Genomic DNA, 16433 nt, shown 5'->3' with positions numbered 1-16433 from the left:
AGATGCATCACCACAACAATAAAGGAAGTGTTCTTCACTCGATCAAAACCTTCTTGTACCCCTAGAAGTAGTTGACCTAGTTGTTTGTTTGTGTTAGGTCAGGATCGGGAGTACATAATTAAATCTAAAATTCAAAATCCCATGACCTCCAAGCGGATTTTTATAACTGGTGCTAGTGGCTGCATTGGTCACTACATCACTGAAGCCTTAAGTCTCGACACTGACCATGAGTTGTATTTGTTAGTCAGAAACCCTGACAAATTAAAGTTTGACGACTTGAAGTTTGGCGACAAGGGGCGTGCTGGCATTACCATCCTAAAAGGTGACCTGCGCCAGATTGAAGACTTTGGTGACTTGCTCAAGACCATGGATGCGGCAATTCTGGCAGCAACCGCTTGGGGAGGGCAACAGGAAACATTTGATATTAACGTTGCCAAAACTATCCAGTTAATCAACTTGCTTGACCCTACTGTTTGTGAGCAAGTAATTTATTTCTCTACTGCTAGCGTATTGGATAGGAATAACCAATTACTGAAAGAAGCCGGTGAACTTGGAACAGAATATATCTATTCCAAATATACTTGTCTGAAGCGCTTATCCCAATTAGCGTCCGCTCCTAAGATTACTACCCTCTTTCCTACCTTGGTACTGGGGGGAGATGAAACTAAACCCTACTCCCATCTGTCATCGGGACTCCCAGATATTGTCAAATGGATTAACTTGATTCGTTGGTTTAGAGCTGATGGCAGTTTCCACTTCATCCACGCCCAAGATATTGCTCAGGTCGTGCGATACCTGATTGATCATCATCCCTCTCAACCATTGAGTGCAGAAGCAGAGTGGATGTCTAGTGGTAAATTGGTTTTGGGTTGTCAGCCGTTGAGTGTCAACCAAGCCGTAGAAGAAGTTTGTAGGTATCTTGGTATTCAAATTTATTTTCGCCTACCATTGTTTATCTGGCTTGCCAATATCTTTATTGTGCTGTTCCGGATTCAGATGGATCCTTGGAGTCGGTTTTCCTTGAACTACCGACATTTTATTTATCACAACCCCGTTAATCCAACCACCTTTGGTTTACCGACTTACTGTCCTACACTTACTGACGTTCTGAAAGTTAGTGGCATTAGCAGAGATTAGATTTTTAAAATCGTTACACTTTAAACTAGAAACAGGACTCCTAGTTAAGTTGTCTTTAATTTTTTAATTGCTGGAATCTAAATTATGCTTACTTCTAAGATAACACTATCAAATACTCCATAACTCGGTTCAATTCCACTGGCTTAATTCATTGATAGTTTTAGAGTCAACGATGTGATTAACCGAGCTTACTATAACCCACAAATTTATCTTACTATAATCGGATTATCATTTCCAGCTGGCTAATTATTATATCTTCTTATATCCCTTATCAGGTAATAGATATATCAGGTAATAGATAATCGGGAATTGGTCTGGGGGTAATCTGGTTGACTGACAAAACATTTCAGATCGACTGCTCAATAAGCGTTTCAGCACTCTGCGAGCGAACCCGGCGAAGCCCAATATTTGCAAGGCTTGAAGGCAAATGATCAAGCTGAAAATCTGAAGCCCAAAACGATCAATGCATAAGTGCATTTCCTGTAAGCCCTAGAACCCTTGTCTATAGAGAGTTTCAGGGCTTCGCTCGTCAACTTTTGTCAGTCAACCAGGGGGGTAATACAAGCACCCCAAAATACTGACCAGCTTTAACTTTACCAGCTCTAACTTTACACCAGCTTTAGGTTTAAGGTCACTATGCTCCACAACTATATATAGACAATCATGAGCATAGTTTCAATTACTCATACCAAGTTGCGGACAAACGTACAACTTTCTCTTCCCCAAATCTCTCCATCTCTCCATCTCCCCATCTCCCCATCTCCCCATCCTTACAAGGGTAGGTTTTTTACAAAGGGGCGAGTAGGTACTTTGATTGTCTTGATGCAATAGCGAGTGGGGGAAACCACGCCAGTTGCTCATGGGGGGAACCCCCAAGACCGCACTGGCTCCCCAAGACCGCGCTGCATCGCTACGTATAAATTCCTAAAAATATGTATCAAAATACACACTAGTTTCCGGGATAATTCTCCCCATTTCCCGCTTTTCCCGATTCCCGATTCCCGATTCCCGATTCCCGATTCCCGACTCCCGACCCAAATGTAAAAAACCTACCCCTGTGAGATCTCCCCATCTCCCTATCTCCCTATCTCCCTATCCAAGCAATCTACTATCTTTGAATCTAACTCGGTATCAGAACTCAATTACTGAGAACTAACTCCCTGATTATTCCCTCCAAGTTGGATAAAAATCAGGTTAATAAATTGCATAACTGAATTGGCTAAAACCAATCTAAATAGGGTTTGCTGAAAAAGTCTTTTGGTAAGGGATTGAGTCAGGAGTCAGGAGTCAGGAGTCAGGAGAAATGGGAATTATATAGGAGGTAGTCGGAAGACTTGTCCCTTGATTTTTCTGCCCTTGTCTGCCCAAAATCCTAACTTTTTGAGCTTTTTGAACCGAAAAGCTGGCACTTTTTTCGACCCAAAAAGGCTAAAACCTTTATCTGTCAATGTTTTAAGAGTTAATCAGCAAGCCCTAAATAAGGATTATAGCCGACAGTTCATCTTTCAATCCTTTCCAGCACAGTTTAATGATCCAGCGAAAGCTTTTTATAAATTCTTTACGTGCCGGAAATTAAGTTCACAAAGTCTTTAAAGAATCTATACGTATAATTACGCTGACTTTATAATTAATAGGGAATTTTTCGCTTATTCTTAATCTATAAATGTAAGTATTAAGTCGTCAGCTAACGCCCTAACCGCATCCTAGCATTGCCAGCTATCAGCAATTGTCTGAACTTAATGCTTACCTATAAATCGGGATTTTTTCCGGATAAAAAATGATATAAAGGAAAATTTTTACCATTCTTTATAATCATTTTCCGGATTTTGTGTTGGCACCAATAAATATCTGTGATCACTGTTGACTACAACAATGACAACACTAGTATCAGAACAATTATTGTGCCTTTAATTTCCCAAATTTAACCGCAAATTTAGGCAATTCAAAAAAACTTCGCTGAAAATTATGAAAATGAACAAAACCATTGCTAAAAAATTAGCACTCTTCGCTACAGTAACCAGTTCCGTTCTCGCTGCTGCACCAAGTTTGGCTGCTACTTTCGCTTTGTCTAAAGGATCCTTCGACTTCAGAAACTTTAGTACTGATCCTCTAGAAGTCGTTACCCTGGCTGAAGCCGACACTTTTGTGATTTCAACTGGGGGTGATGTGATTGCTGAGGCGAACGCGGAGTCAAGTTTTACCCCTGATTCACTCAATCCACTAAAACGAGCTCGTAATAAATCTTTGAGTACCGCTGAGGGTGAAGGAAGCAACTACCGTGGTGTGGCGGAAAGTTTTGCTGGACTTATCGGTTACAACTTCTTTGTTGATGCAGGGGAAACCTTTTCTTTCGATTTCAATGGTTTTCTCGATCTAATCACAATGATCGACAATCCACCTGCGGAAAGTGCAAGTGCTTCTGGCACCGTAGCTTTAGAGTTATATCACAGCGATGACTTAACTACTCCCATCGACTTCTTCGCTCTCTCTGGTAATTTAGAAACTCTAGGAGATGATGATTTCCTTGAGTCTGCTCACAGTGAAAATGTGTTTGCTGATAACGACTTTACTAAGTTGTTTGGAGGAAAAAACGAAATTGCTCTGGCTGATATTCAGGGTTATTATGAGCGCACTTTCGAGACAGCCACTTATTTGACCTTAGTCGAAGCTAAAACAAATAAGGTAACCGTTAAAGCTCCTGAATCGTCAAACTTGCTAGGCTTACTTTTCTTAGGTTTACTGAGCATTGGATACCGAGTCAAAACTAAAACTTTGACTGATAAGTCAAAACTATTAAGGGATTAATTATACTTAATAGTATAATTAATCTCGGTTAATCACATATCAATTATTCCCTGGATTGTTGCTAATTAGGAATTAGTAATCGGTAATGGAGAATCGTAAACTACCAATTACTAATCCTCCAAGTATTAATTACCAGCTCAGTAATATGATAATTAGTCAACGGGATTTGATATAATTAGTGATTAGTTAGCAAAAATACCGCTAGTGGGAGCATTTTGCTCCCTTATTTTTTCTCTGATCTCGCTCTCTTCTTTTTTGTCGTAGAAGATGCAACGCTAGAGCTGGAACTTCTACTATAACTCCTGCCCGACTCTCTGGTCACAGTAACCTCTTGACTGGTGTTTGCTTGCTCACCAGATGCAAATGTCCTACTTTCGGCTTGGACTACTACCTTTCCATCTGGTGAAACTATCCATTTTCTGATTATCCGGGAGCGAATCATAATTTAATGCCTCCATGGCTTTTTTGATTGATGTTTACCTACTTTAAAGGGTAAGCATTCAGCTGAATGCTGAATGCTGAATGCTGACTTACCCATTACCCATTACCCTCAATCATTCCACTACTGACCCAACGCCTCGACAGTTTTACTCTCAACATTATCAACCATAGTGTCACTATGAAGCATATAGTTGAGTTCACGATTGAGCCAATCCTGAAACAGTCTATCCAATATCTCGTCGTACCGTTCCGGTGTTAATTCAGCAGGGATAAACCTTTCTACCATCAAGATATGATAACCCTGAGGAGTTTTAACTGGATTGACCACTTGTCCAATAGGTACACCAAAGACAATCGCTGCTATATCTGGACGTAAATTCCAACGGTAAAGCTTTCCTTCAAAACCGCACTTCTGTCGGCGTTGCTCATCAATGTCATAGATATGAGCTGCTTCATAAAAGCTAATTTCTTTTTCTTCAATTTGATAGAAAAGTTCTTGGGCAAGTTTACCGTTTTCTACAAGGATTTGATAAAGCAAGATTTGGTCAAAATCTAGTCGGTTTTGACCAAAAAACTTTTCTACGTCTTTATCAAATAGACACTTGGATAACTTTTTAGCTAGCAATTGCTGACGAATTCCGGCTTCCCAGTCATCAGAAGTAATCATATTATCCGCTAGCCAAGCTAGAGTGTCTGAAGCTTTCTCCAAGCGATTTTCGTGACGGAATTTATCTGCCTCTTCCTGAATTTCTTCGGCGGTGACGGTTAAGTTTCTTTCGACAGCAGCTCGATTAATGACTTTTTGATACAAAATTTTCTCAGAGACGTCTTTTAGCTGGATTTCTCGTTTCAGAAACTCAGTAATTTCCTGTGGTTCAAGAGATGCTCTAGAAAGAATAGTCATGGTTAGGTTTTATTTGCTCAGATTTTAGCTGATGGGGTAATCGGGCAATATATGAGTTAACAGATGTAAGGGATGGGGTGATTCCGACTACTTATCAATTTTATGCTAAAATTGGATCAGATACTGTGATGAAATCAGCATCAGTTAGGGTGCTTGCACTCTGTCCATCCACGGTTCCTTGGACTACAGCTAGAATATCGTTATTGAATTTCACCAAAGTGGCATCAACAATGCCATTACCATCGCTATCAAATACGTCTAGTAGGATGTCCTCCCCAGATAGTCCCCCAGTTAAACCAATCTTGTCATTGTCAGCAGCATTGAAATCAGTGATTACATCAGCTAGAAAGGGGTCAGTTATCGGACTAGTTGTTTCCAATCCCAGCACAAATGTATCGCTACCGTTTCCCCCTGTGAGAGTATCCGTACCAAAGCCACCAATCAAGACATCGTCCCCATCTCCGCCAGTTAGTTCATCATTGCCCTGAGTACCCCGCACTGTGCTATTGCCATTAATAGTAGTCATGCTCATCACATTGGAGCCTACACCTGCACTCACACTGCTGATTAAGCCATTGCTACTGCTTGAACTCAACCGATTACTTGATAAACTGCTATTTGTGCTATTTGTTTGTGAGTCGTTAGTTACTATCCTAATACCATCGTTACCATTGATAGCGAGGCTATTGTTTGTGATCGTTCTGGAAGAATTGTTTGAAGAATTGTTTGTAGTCGCAGTTGAACTAGTAATTACACTAGGGTTCTCTGGGATACTGTCTGTGATGCTGTCTGTGATGCTGTCTGTGATACTGTCTGTGATGCTCTGTGTGATAGGCTTTGTGAACCTCTGTTTGAGCCTCTCTGCAATTCGGCTCAAACGAGGAAATGTAAACCTTATTGTTCTGATGAAAGTTCTGTTTAAATCAAACATGGTTCTGAATCGGTTAGAAGCCGTGTATTATTATTAAGCTGCACCTGTTGAACCTGGTTTGTGGAGTGTTAAGTGTTGAGTGTTGAGTGTTGAGTGTTAACTGTTATACTTCCGCTCCGACACGCCTTATCTCTACCAAGCATCAACTGTTAACTATCAACAAAAATCCCTCTATTCCAAAACTAGGCCAATGAGTTTAGGGAGTTTAGGCTCAATATAAAACAAGAATGAAAATCTTTTACCCTTCATTCCTAATTCAACTCCCTCCTCATTATCAAGCTAGGGGCTAGGTGGTAGGCGATAGGAACTTTAGTTACCATCGCCCATCCCCTAGTCTCCCTTACCTATTACCGAAAATGACCGAAAAATTTTATTGATTTATACCTGGATTTACCAAAATCAGTATTATCTATATCTACCGAAAAACAAAGATATACTGTCAGACTTAGCCCGGAAAAGTCCTTTCCTAGTCTTAGCCTCAGCATCAGCACTCGCCCTGGCGATGCTCTTTTTAGAAAACCTGCTATTTATTACTCTTGCATCAGTATCAGTCACTGCTGAGGTTTGATCGCCATCAGCGAATGCATCAGCCTCTGCTAATGCCACGTCAGCTCTAGCAAGTGTTCTAGTATTTGCTATAGCAATTCGACCGCCTATAATCCAGTTTTCCTGAGCATATTCCAGAGCAAAATCTAGGTTATTAATAATCATTAATTCCCCTCTACCTGTATAGCTGTGACTGTTAGATTGATGATCAGGATGGATAAGCCTCTCCTTGTTGAATAAAAAGGGGGTTCCTATCCCAAAATCCCTAATTTAAAACTACATTTTAAAATACCTGGGCATGACTAGTTTTTGTTAACTGATATTTTTCAGTCAACTAACGTTACGAAAACCTTTCTGTTCCAGGTTCTCCGTTCCCTTTTCTTTGTATCCACCCAGTTAATTGGAATTGTTTCCAAATTTCCTCTTTCTATTGGCCTTAATTAAGGGGGAAGCATTGGTCAGTAAATCTAGAGATGAATTTATCCTATATAGAAATGCTTACCCCCAGCAATCTGATCAGGTACTACGATTAGTCCCTACTAAGATTAGTTCACAAAAGCCACAGAAAGAGAAATTGCCGAAGAGCCGAAGGAATTGGCTTGAGCGTCAGTAATGGTTTCAGCCAGACTATCCTTACCTTTAGCATCAGCAGTAGCTTCAGCAGTAGCGGCGTTGCCCCGAACCTTCACAATAGACTCAAAGCGCTCTTTGATATTGACCCTTTTATTGATATCAATGTACTTGTTATCACGGAAGTATACACGTCCGGAGAATCCTGCGCCAATGATGTTAGTTTCTTCGTTAACAACTTCGATGTGATTTAGATCAGAAATAATCATGGTTGGTCTGCCCTTTGGTTAGTTTTTTGTTACTCAACAACTTGGTTGTTGTTACTTTTATTCTACCGCTCTTAAGTCAATTTGTTTCACTTGTCACGCCAATTTTGCGGAAACTTGATTAAGTTTGGTAAGTGGCTTAGGTAGGTGCCTAAATAAATGCTTAGTTTCAGAAATATTAGTAGGAAATAGGGTTTAGTTCCTACTAATATTTAGTCCCTACTAAGATTAGTTGACAAAAGCCACAGAAAGAGAAATTGCCGAAGAGCCGTAGGAATTGGCTTGAGCGTCAGTAATGGTTTCAGCCAGACTATCCTTACCTTTGGCATCAGCGGTAGCTTCAGCAGTAGCGGCGTTGCCCCGAACCTTCACAATAGACTCAAAGCGCTCTCTGATATTGACCCTTTTATTGATATCAATGTACTTGTTATCGCGGAAGTATACACTTCCGGAGAATCCTGCACCAATGATGTTGGTTTCTTCGTTAACAACTTCGATGTGATTTAGATCAGAAATAATCATGGTTGGTCTGCTCTTTGGTTAGTTTTCTGTTACTCAACAACTTGGTTGTTGTTACTTTTATTCTACCGCTCTTAAGTCAATTTGTTTCACTTGTAATGCCAATTTTGCGGAAACTTGATTAAGTTTGGTAAGTGGCTTAGGTAGGTAGCTAAATAAATGCTTAGTTTCAGAAATATTAGTAGGAAATAGGGTTTAGTCCCTACTAATATTTAGTCCCTACTAAGATTAGTTGACAAAAGCCACAGAAAGAGAAATTGCCGAAGAGCCGTAGGAATTGGCTTGAGCGTCAGTAATGGTTTCAGCCAGACTATCCTTACCTTTGGCATCAGCGGTAGCTTCAGCAGTAGCGGCGTTGCCCCGAACCTTCACAATAGACTCAAAGCGCTCTCTGATATTGACCCTTTTATTGATATCAATGTACTTGTTATCGCGGAAGTATACACTTCCGGAGAATCCTGCACCAATGATGTTGGTTTCTTCGTTAACAACTTCGATGTGATTTAGATCAGAAATAATCATGGTTGGTCTGCTCTTTAGTTAGTTTTTTTGTTGCTCAACAACTTGGTTTTTGTTGTTGTTACTTTCATCCTACCGCTCTTACTTTAATTTGTTTCACTTGTCACGCCAATTTGGCGGAAAGTTGTTAATTCAGTTAGGTAGGTAGCTAACAACAACTTGGTTTTTGTTGTTGTTACTTTCATCCTACCGCTCTTACTTTAATTTGTCTCACTTGTCACGCCAATTTGGCGGAAACTTTAGCTCGACACTTGATTCAGTTAGGTAGGTAACTAACAACCCCTTGGTTGTTGTTACTTTCATCCTACCGCTCTTACTTTAATTTGTCTCACTTGTCACGCCAATTTGGCGGTAAAGTTTTAGGGATAGTTTAACGTTACAAATTGTTATGAAAAATGCCCAAGTTATGGAAAACTAACTTGGGAGTATTAAGGCAATTTATGCAGTATCAAAAAATTAAGAAAAACCAAATAAATTCAGGGATTGGGGGACTGTCAGCATTGAGCTATCAGTCCCTCACCTTAATGGTGAGGTTACCAGTCACTAGAAAAACCTTACATTCCTAGTAGTTGAGTAGAATTTTTGCAAGTTGAGTAGAATTTTTGCAATTTGTTGTTAAACCACTGTTCTTGAGAGCCCCCTTGAACTAGTTGGCTTCTCCTGTCAAGGGGCTCTGCATAATCGAGATCTTTAATGTTCCTTAAGCACTTGTGAGCATCTTGCCTATCCTGCTTTAAAGTGTCGGTTGTAGCTTGATTGAGTGAGTCCATTTTCTCGTTATCCCGTCGCAATCGGCAGTAGGTTCGTGACGGTATGTATTCTATGGGGTTAAGACCCAAATAACGCAGCATCAAAACACAAGCCCAGGAATACTTGCGATCGCGAATTGCTTCTTCAATCAAACTAATCTTTTCAGGATCTAGGGTTTTGCCCAGTGGGCGATTAGAACGACGAAGCATGGAGTAACTCATGATTATTTCTCTGTGATCTGAAGGTCAACAAATTGGATTTGCAGGATTTACGCTTGAACTCTACCTGTAGTTTGAATCGTGAGTGATTCTGATTGGTCAATTAACCGAAGAGTTAGAGTACTGATCTAAGAATCTGATTTGAGTTGTAAAACCTCCGCAGATGGTGTGTTTGGCTGATCGGTTGATCTCGAATAATCTCACAACCTGTTCTTTTTTACCAATCAATAACGATTGATAGCTCAGGATTATCTTCTTCTAAATTTCCATCAATCATCCCCATTTTGGAGAACACCAGATTATTCCCCCCTTCTAGTTGACTGACAAATCTCAAACACTTCAAATACTCTCAGTAAAGACTATTTTGAACAAAGCTTTATGAAAATTTTGATCAGATTTCGTGAAAATTTTGATCAGATTTTGTGAAAAGACTGTGAAATCCTTTACCCACAGGGAATTCACACAGCTTTTCCATGACCGTACTCAATGCTAGCTCTGACCATAAATTTCCCTGACTGGGCAAAGCCCACGACTTGTCAGTCAATCCATTTCCCTCCCTTGTACTCCTCTTCCCTGACTGGTTGTGCCACCAGGGTTAATCGACCTGGATTTAGAACCACCCCCATTACCCTACAGGCAGTAGTATGTCGATGGCTAAATAGCGTTAGTCCTGCTATAGATTGACACCACCTTTTTGCAGCTGTCGGATCGGATCTAACAAAAAATCCACAATCCGACGGCGGCGGATAATGATGTCAGCTTTGGCTGTCTGACCAGCTTTGAATCGGATCATTTGATCGTCCTCTTTAACGTAGTCACGGTTTAGGGAAACTTCTACCTCATAAACTGAACCAAGTTGTTGATCAGTTTTGGCATCAGCAGAAAGGGAAGTGACTTTCCCTTTGATGATGCCGTATTCCTGATAGGGATAGGCATCAAGCTTGATTTGCACCGGCATTCCTTGTTTGATAAAGCCTGCCTCCTGATTAGGTAAACTGGCTGATAACACCAGGGGCGCATCTTGGGGCGCTACTTCGGCAATGGTTTGACCGGATTGAAAGACTTCACCAATATTGGCAACGTTGAGGGAGGAAACTACTCCATCTACCGGTGCATAGAGAAACTTTTGTTTGAGCCTGGCTTTCGCACTAGTTAGCAGATTGCGGTTTTCAGCAATTTTGGCATTTAGTTGAGTCAGTTCGATCTCCAACTGCTGAAGTTTCTGCTTGGTCTCGAGCTGAGTCCGATGGACTTCTGCTTGCTTCTGAGTTAGACCTGCTTGAAGTCGTTGGATTTCTGCTAAGGTCTGGTTGAGATCGCTCTGAGTGAGGGTGATGGCGCTATTGCGATCGCGTATACTCTGCTGGGCTTGATAAATCTGGTCTTGGTTACTGGCTGCTTCTTGCAGTTGGGTTTGGGTAATCACCCGCTGACTCGCTCGTAGGCTATGTTCTGCTTGAAATACTTGTTCTTTTGAGATTGCCCCTGATGCTAACAGGGGTTTGAGATTATCGAGGCGTTCCTTAAGGGCAAAGGCATCATCCTGTCGTTGCTGGAGCAGTGCTTGGGTAGTAGCCTTGAGCTGTTTTAGCCGTTCTAGTCTGTCCTGACTGGCGACTTTTGCCTGCTGATGTTGGATCAGTTGTTCTCGTAAGGCAGTTACTTTAGTCTGTGCCTGATCGATAGCTGCCTGTTGTCCGTCAATGTCCGCTTTGGCAATTTGCTGACGGGTTTGGGCTTCTTGGCGGATGTTTTCAATCAGCCCTTGCATCTGAATTAATTTGATTTGGTCAGCATTGATCAGTTGCTCCAAACGCTCTACTTCAGTAGCACCAAGTTTTGTATCCAGTTCCACCAAGACTTGCCCAGCGGTAACCGATTCCCCTTCTTTGACTGCAATCTTGGCCACTTTGCCGGATTCGATCGGGTGAATTTTATACACTTCTCCTTTTGGCACTAACTTGCCTGTCGCTTTACCCACTTCGTCAATTTGCCCAAAGGTTGCCCAAACCCCACAGAGCATACAGAAGGCAAATCCGCCCAAAAGCAGTCTCTGGGGCAGTACCGATGGTGGCTGATCTAGTAGATTTTGTAGGGCTGTTGACCAGTTTTCAGTGTTGGTAGCTCCTAGTGATGATGTTGCTGTGACCGGATTTGGGACATGATTAGGTGATGGTCGGACTAGTGGTGCTGATACCGCTGTCCCTCCATAGATCGATCTAATCTCAGCTGAGGTTAGATTAGGGTGAGGGGTTTCTCCCTTAGGGAGTCCCTCTCTAGACGGGGTAGATGCTTCTGGTTTGTTCATGATAGTTCACCGATAATCACTGGTAGTGTTGTGTCTATTGATTTGAACTGAGAACACGAACATTGGCGAAAGTCAATGTTGAACACAGTGGGGGATATACTTAATCACCCCGAGAGCGATTTTTTACGAAAAACATTTACAAACTTTCATAGAATGCCAGGCTTAAAGATCTAGCTGCTGCTGGGCTAGGTGGTAGTACAGACCTTTCTCAGCCATGAGTTCGGAGTGGGTACCGCGCTCTGCGATCAGACCTTGGTCGAGGACCAGTATAGAGTCAGCATTGCGCACCGTAGAAAGACGGTGGGCAATGATGAAGGTAGTGCGATCGCGACTAATGCGAGCTAAATTTTGTTGAAAACGTCGCTCGGATTCTGTATCTAGGGAGCTAGTCGCTTCATCGAGAATCATAATCTTGGGGTTACCCAGCAAGGCTCGGGCGATCGCAATCCGTTGCCGTTGTCCCCCAGACAGGTTAGACCCTCGCTCCCCAACCTTGGTGTTGTATCCCAGGGGCAGGTTTTGAATAAACACATGAGCTTCAGCCAATTTGGCCACTTCTACCCCTTGTTCGAGACTATACTCGGGTTTGTATAAGCTGATGTTCTCTAAGATCGTCCCTGAAAACAAAAAGCATTCTTGAGGTACCACACCTAATTGAGAGCGCAAAGACTGGGGAGAAACATGTCGGATGTCGTGGCTATCAATCAAAATACGGCCTGTAGTTGGGTGATAGAGTCCTTGGAGCAGCTTTACCAAGGTACTTTTGCCCGAGCCACTGCGTCCGACAATGGCTATGGTCTTTCCAGGGGCAACCTCGAAGGAAATGTTTTGAAGGGTGTATTGTTCATCATCCTCACTATAGCGAAAGCTGACATTGTCAAACTGGACATGCCCCGCGATCGCAGGCAATGGCATCAGGGGTTTTTGGGTATTCTCTTCTGGCTGGGTGGTCAAGACATCATCGAGCCGTTCCACCGATACCAAGATTTCTTGGAATTCATCCCAAAGTCCCACCAAAGACAAAATCGGGCTAATCACCCGACCAATGAGCATATTAAATGCCACAAACTGACCAATTGTGAGCTGTTCCTGAATTACCAGACTAGCCCCGAACCACAGTAAAGCCGTGCCGCTGAGGTTATTAATCAAGCCACTGACTGACCCTAAGCCGTTGGCCAAGTTCTGTCCTTTGAATACCATATTCAACTGACCCGTGAGGCGGTCTTCCCAGCGCCAGCGCACCTCTTGTTCAGAGGCTGCTGCTTTGACAGTTGCTACTCCCGACATCATTTCTACTAACAGGGAGTTTTGTGCTGCTGCTTCTTTAAAGATTTCCCTGGACACTTGGCGTAGAAATGGACTGGCAAGTATGGTCAAAATCGCAATCGGTACAATCGTTGCCAGCACCAGCAAGGTTAGGTGCCAGTTGTAGTAGAGCATCAGCCCCACATAGACAAACATCATTACCACATCCAGCCAAGTGGCAATAGCTTGCTGAGTGAGGAACGCCTGAATTTTCCCAGTTTCCTGGACTCGGGTTAGGATGTCCCCCACCTGGCGGGATTCAAAAAACTTCAGGGGTAGTGTGAGGGTATGCTTAATAAAGCCACTGACAAAGGTAAGACTGAGTCGATTGGAAAAGTAATCCAGCAGGTAGCGTCTGGTGACACTCAAGCCTATGCTCCAAAGGCCAAAGATGACTAGACCAATGGCAAACACATTGAGGGTAACAACACTTTTGTTAACCACCACCTGATCCAAAATGATTTGGGTAAACAGGGGGGTAATCAGACCAAAAACCTGGAGCAGTAGGGAAGCTAGGATAATTTGCAACAGGACTGTGCGATGGGGCCATAGCAATCCCCAAAAGCGATTCAGAGAAATCTTTTGATTAGGAGTCCCTGCTAGCTGGGGAGTGGGATTCAACAGCAGCGCATATCCTGTCCAACCCTCTAGAAATTGTTGTCGAGAAAGCGTCCGCTTTCCTACAGCTGGATCCGCAACAAGTACCTTCTCCCCTTTGACCCAATATACAACTATATAATGATCACCTTGCCAGTGAGCAATCCAAGGGTTACTCCGATCCGCTAGGCGAGCTAAAGACGCTCTGACTGGAGTAGCTTGAAATCCCAAGGTTTCTGATGCTCTGGCTAACCCTTTCAGGGATGACCCAGCACGCCCCACCCCAGCCAGATTCCGTAGGGAATTCAAACTAAATCGTTTGCCCCAGTAGCGTCCAATCATTGCCAAGCAAGCAGCGCCACAATCGGAAGACGATTGCTGTTCAATTAAGGGATAGCGTTGCCACAACCCCTGAAGAAAATGCCGCTTCGTCGGTACGGGAAATGGGATCAGTTCAGACTCAGCCTGGGTCGAGTTACTTTCTGTTTCAGCATTTCCATTGGTAGGGAGGTTGGATGGAATTAGCGGTACTCTGTGACCGGACTGAGTACGGACTTGGTGAAGTATGGTGCTAGTGGCGTCTGATTTCTGGTGTCCATTTTCAGAGCTTTGACCCGTCTGTGGACTCAACCTTGCCAGCACTGGTGCCAGGAGTTGGGCAGTTTCCCAATGTTCCTTTGGTAGATGGGTTACCCATAAATCGCTTTGGGCAATCCAATCTTCCGGCACTGGCTGAGGATAGCCCCAACTTTCGCCCCTTGCAATGGTTAGTGGGCAATTCTCTTGAACTGGGCCCCTTTCAATCTGACCACTACGTAGCCAGTAACGACCGAGTTGGCCAGATTCAACTAAGGACTCCCCAGCGGAAATCCTTGTCTCTACTAGGTAGGGCAACAATTGCTGTAGGCTGATGCTGTCAAGCGATCGCAATTCTGTCAAGGTCTTGAAGAAAATCAAGCGTTGCCGGTGCTGAGCTTGTTGCCGTAGGTGTTCGAGCCATTCCGGTAGCTGTTCTAACCAAGGTTGCAGTTCAGCTAAGGAGATCCGAGCAATCTGTCCTGAACTCGCTGCGATCGCTTGGTAAGGATAAGATAGGTTACACAACAGTTCCTCAGCCCCAAAGGTTGCCCCCTCTTCAAGAACCTGTACGGATACGTCCCGCTGTTTTTCTTTATCAAAGCTTAGCAGTCGCACCCGCCCGCCACAGACGACGTAAAAATACTTATTTGGTTCATTTTGAACAGAATCTTGGCTTAAATCCCGTCTAGGATAGGGTATAATTTCATCACCTAGATCAAAGTTATGAATTTGGAAGGATTGACTAAATTCAGGTAATAGTGTATTTACTAGTGTCTTATCCAACCAGTTCGCGATTAGGTGTTCAATAACCTCGGAAGATTTATGGGTCGGGTATTGGCCAAGGGAATCTGGTGGTTGCCCTAATTTTTCTAAACCGACCGTTTTCTGATGCATTAGCTAGAACCCCTTCGTTAGTGAGTTTTGCTATATCTTGACTAGCGCCATGGTTAGCTTGAGTCTTTGACCCCATTTGATTGGCACAAGTCCTGATTGTTCAAACAGTACTCTGGGTAGGTCACATCGACTCTGATCTCCCTTTTTCCCTAGTGATAGTGCCAGTAGTGTTCCCTGGGGTTGACTTAGGAGTTGACTTAGGAGTACTGTGGCATCCGACAAGTGTTTGGCGTTTGATGCCACCTAAGCAATCCCAGCTAATCCAGGTAATAAGTAATAATTTGATGGTCACCCTTGCTCCGGGAGGCTGATCGCCCTTTTTTAGGTAACTTTATGAAAAGCTTGTGAAATTAATTATGAGTTTTTTTTCCTAAAAACTCAATATCTTTACATATTTCTTAATTTACATATTTGCTTTTCTACATATTCCTTAGCAGTGAACCCATGGACAATCTCCGGAATCATCCTATGTGAAGTAAATTGACGCTGTCAAGTTTTTTTTACGATAAATTCACGGTTTTCACCAAAACTTCAATAAAATTTAATAAAATATTATTGAAGTTAACCAGCCAGATAGAGTTGTCAAGTTTTCATAACATTTTCACTAAACTAATTATTCATATAATCTGTTTAGTAATTATCAATAGTTCCACAAGTACTTTACAGAATCTTCATCTAATCTTATTAGAAACTTTAAACAAAATTCACAAGAACAGCTATGTCTCAGCTCCTAGAGAAGCTTTGTGATCCGTAATAATATAATCAGATTTGTCAATTACCCTAGGGGTAATACCCCTCACAGATTTTCCAGCTTAAAAAGCATCATACTTCCTATCTGGTCGTAATATCATCGATCCTTAAATACTAATCATTAAAACTGATCGGGAGAGGGGGAGAAGTAAGGCTCACAGGGGTAGGTTTTTAACAAAGAGGTGAGGTGTGGGGTGTGGGTTGACCGGGTGTGGGGTGTGGGGGATAAGAAAGCGATGCAGCTTCGGAACAGGGGAGGCAGCGCTTAGGGCTTGTTAAAAAACAACTTCATGGTTTTAGAATTAGACAAGGGAGTCTAATATCAGAATCGGAGTACTCATATGGGGAGGCAAAACATTAATCAGTGCAAGTGTTGGGAGTGTCAGCAGGGAAA

15 protein-coding genes are annotated in these 16433 nt (G+C 42.6%); 5 read left to right on the top strand and 10 right to left on the bottom strand.

Annotated elements, in window-relative coordinates:
* Window positions 1–141: 141 nt before the first annotated feature.
* The 3 genes from F6K46_RS27310 to F6K46_RS27300 all read left to right on the top strand — a co-directional run bounded on the left by F6K46_RS27310 (window position 142) and on the right by F6K46_RS27300 (window position 3942).
* Window positions 142–1137 (top strand): NAD(P)-dependent oxidoreductase, encoded by a 996-nt coding sequence (locus tag F6K46_RS27310; protein WP_293062901.1) that lies wholly within the window; start codon window positions 142–144, stop codon window positions 1135–1137.
* A gap of 834 nt (window positions 1138–1971) precedes the next feature.
* Complete coding sequence (locus F6K46_RS27305) at window positions 1972–2181, top strand: hypothetical protein (RefSeq protein WP_293062899.1); 210 nt, start codon at window positions 1972–1974, stop codon at window positions 2179–2181.
* Between the two features lie 921 nt (window positions 2182–3102).
* Window positions 3103–3942: a hypothetical protein gene (locus F6K46_RS27300; protein ID WP_293062890.1), complete on the top strand. Its 840-nt coding sequence runs from the start codon at window positions 3103–3105 to the stop codon at window positions 3940–3942.
* A 562-nt stretch (window positions 3943–4504) separates the two neighbouring features.
* Here the strand turns inward: F6K46_RS27300 and F6K46_RS27295 are convergent.
* Window positions 4505–5287, bottom strand: a complete 783-nt coding sequence (locus F6K46_RS27295; RefSeq protein ID WP_293062888.1) for a peptidylprolyl isomerase — start codon at window positions 5285–5287, stop codon at window positions 4505–4507.
* Between the two features lie 100 nt (window positions 5288–5387).
* Window positions 5388–5819: a hypothetical protein gene (locus F6K46_RS27290; RefSeq protein ID WP_293062886.1), complete on the bottom strand. Its 432-nt coding sequence runs from the start codon at window positions 5817–5819 to the stop codon at window positions 5388–5390.
* Here F6K46_RS27290 and F6K46_RS27285 point away from each other — a divergent pair.
* Window positions 5812–6255: a hypothetical protein gene (locus F6K46_RS27285; RefSeq protein ID WP_293062884.1), complete on the top strand. Its 444-nt coding sequence runs from the start codon at window positions 5812–5814 to the stop codon at window positions 6253–6255. The genes F6K46_RS27290 and F6K46_RS27285 overlap by 8 nt on opposite strands.
* Before the next feature lie 368 nt (window positions 6256–6623).
* On the opposite strand, the gene F6K46_RS27280 is transcribed toward F6K46_RS27285, so the two are convergent.
* The 8 genes from F6K46_RS27280 to F6K46_RS27245 all read right to left on the bottom strand — a co-directional run bounded on the left by F6K46_RS27280 (window position 6624) and on the right by F6K46_RS27245 (window position 15289).
* Entirely contained in the window at window positions 6624–6929 is a 306-nt protein-coding gene (locus F6K46_RS27280) for a hypothetical protein (RefSeq protein WP_293062882.1), read from the bottom strand.
* A gap of 380 nt (window positions 6930–7309) precedes the next feature.
* Window positions 7310–7603, bottom strand: coding sequence for a hypothetical protein (locus tag F6K46_RS27275; RefSeq protein ID WP_293062875.1), 294 nt, complete (start codon window positions 7601–7603; stop codon window positions 7310–7312).
* Between the two features lie 225 nt (window positions 7604–7828).
* A complete protein-coding gene (locus tag F6K46_RS27270; RefSeq protein WP_293062873.1) occupies window positions 7829–8122 on the bottom strand; it encodes a hypothetical protein in 294 nt (97 codons plus the stop codon).
* Window positions 8123–8347: 225 nt separating this feature from the next.
* Window positions 8348–8641: a hypothetical protein gene (locus F6K46_RS27265; protein WP_293062873.1), complete on the bottom strand. Its 294-nt coding sequence runs from the start codon at window positions 8639–8641 to the stop codon at window positions 8348–8350.
* 551 nt (window positions 8642–9192) lie between these two features.
* The gene (locus F6K46_RS27260) at window positions 9193–9609 is read right to left on the bottom strand and encodes a HetP family heterocyst commitment protein (protein ID WP_293062869.1); all 417 of its coding nucleotides are present in this window, start codon (window positions 9607–9609) and stop codon (window positions 9193–9195) included.
* Between the two features lie 388 nt (window positions 9610–9997).
* Entirely contained in the window at window positions 9998–10150 is a 153-nt protein-coding gene (locus F6K46_RS27255) for a hypothetical protein (protein ID WP_293062867.1), read from the bottom strand.
* 129 nt (window positions 10151–10279) lie between these two features.
* Entirely contained in the window at window positions 10280–11914 is a 1635-nt protein-coding gene (locus F6K46_RS27250; RefSeq protein ID WP_293062863.1) for an HlyD family efflux transporter periplasmic adaptor subunit, read from the bottom strand.
* Between the two features lie 162 nt (window positions 11915–12076).
* Complete coding sequence (locus F6K46_RS27245; RefSeq protein ID WP_293062857.1) at window positions 12077–15289, bottom strand: peptidase domain-containing ABC transporter; 3213 nt, start codon at window positions 15287–15289, stop codon at window positions 12077–12079.
* An 80-nt stretch (window positions 15290–15369) separates the two neighbouring features.
* Here F6K46_RS27245 and F6K46_RS27240 point away from each other — a divergent pair, with 80 nt between their 5' ends.
* The gene (locus F6K46_RS27240) at window positions 15370–15600 is read left to right on the top strand and encodes a hypothetical protein (protein WP_293062855.1); all 231 of its coding nucleotides are present in this window, start codon (window positions 15370–15372) and stop codon (window positions 15598–15600) included.
* Window positions 15601–16433 lie beyond the last annotated feature (833 nt).

Origin of the sequence: Moorena sp. SIO3E8 (assembly GCF_010692445.1) — a bacterium.
Taxonomy (GTDB): domain Bacteria; phylum Cyanobacteriota; class Cyanobacteriia; order Cyanobacteriales; family Coleofasciculaceae; genus Moorena; species Moorena bouillonii.
This window is presented reverse-complemented; position numbering and strand designations above follow the sequence as displayed.

Excerpts from the sequence above, each read along its gene's own strand:
- F6K46_RS27260 (WP_293062869.1), bottom strand. The coding sequence starts at position 9,609 with ATGAGTTACTCCATGCTTCGTCGTTCTAATCGCCCACTGGGCAAAACC.
- F6K46_RS27285 (WP_293062884.1), top strand. The coding sequence starts at position 5,812 with ATGCTCATCACATTGGAGCCTACACCTGCACTCACACTGCTGATTAAG.
- F6K46_RS27245 (WP_293062857.1), bottom strand. The coding sequence starts at position 15,289 with ATGCATCAGAAAACGGTCGGTTTAGAAAAATTAGGGCAACCACCAGAT.
- F6K46_RS27310 (WP_293062901.1), top strand. The coding sequence starts at position 142 with ATGACCTCCAAGCGGATTTTTATAACTGGTGCTAGTGGCTGCATTGGT.
- F6K46_RS27275 (WP_293062875.1), bottom strand. The coding sequence starts at position 7,603 with ATGATTATTTCTGATCTAAATCACATCGAAGTTGTTAACGAAGAAACT.
- F6K46_RS27250 (WP_293062863.1), bottom strand. The coding sequence starts at position 11,914 with ATGAACAAACCAGAAGCATCTACCCCGTCTAGAGAGGGACTCCCTAAG.
- F6K46_RS27295 (WP_293062888.1), bottom strand. The coding sequence starts at position 5,287 with ATGACTATTCTTTCTAGAGCATCTCTTGAACCACAGGAAATTACTGAG.
- F6K46_RS27290 (WP_293062886.1), bottom strand. The coding sequence starts at position 5,819 with ATGAGCATGACTACTATTAATGGCAATAGCACAGTGCGGGGTACTCAG.
- F6K46_RS27270 (WP_293062873.1), bottom strand. The coding sequence starts at position 8,122 with ATGATTATTTCTGATCTAAATCACATCGAAGTTGTTAACGAAGAAACC.
- F6K46_RS27280 (WP_293062882.1), bottom strand. The coding sequence starts at position 6,929 with ATGATTATTAATAACCTAGATTTTGCTCTGGAATATGCTCAGGAAAAC.
- F6K46_RS27265 (WP_293062873.1), bottom strand. The coding sequence starts at position 8,641 with ATGATTATTTCTGATCTAAATCACATCGAAGTTGTTAACGAAGAAACC.
- F6K46_RS27300 (WP_293062890.1), top strand. The coding sequence starts at position 3,103 with ATGAAAATGAACAAAACCATTGCTAAAAAATTAGCACTCTTCGCTACA.